The 210-nt window shown below is 41.9% G+C and carries 1 protein-coding gene; it reads right to left on the reverse strand.

From position 1 onward, the window contains the following. Window positions 1-210 (reverse strand): DsbA family protein (locus ACM615_RS24350; RefSeq protein WP_431012703.1); only part of this gene is annotated, 210 nt, incomplete at both ends.

Below are 210 nucleotides of genomic sequence, written 5' to 3' on the forward strand. Positions count from 1 at the left end.
ATCCTTCATCTCCGTTTACTGTATTAAAAAAGGCAAAGGTCGGAAGCTCAGACACGTCCATTTCAGCGGCAATTTTCATATCACATTTTAGTGCTTTGACAGCACTTTGAGAATGAATATCGCGCTGGAATTCCTCGATGTCTAGTCCAGCGCTTTTTGCATTTTCTAGCAGTACATGTTCACTTGTGACATCTTGCTGATGGCAAAACC

Origin of the sequence: Rahnella sp. PAMC25617 (assembly GCF_050606005.1) — a bacterium.
Taxonomy (GTDB): domain Bacteria; phylum Pseudomonadota; class Gammaproteobacteria; order Enterobacterales; family Enterobacteriaceae; genus Rahnella; species Rahnella variigena.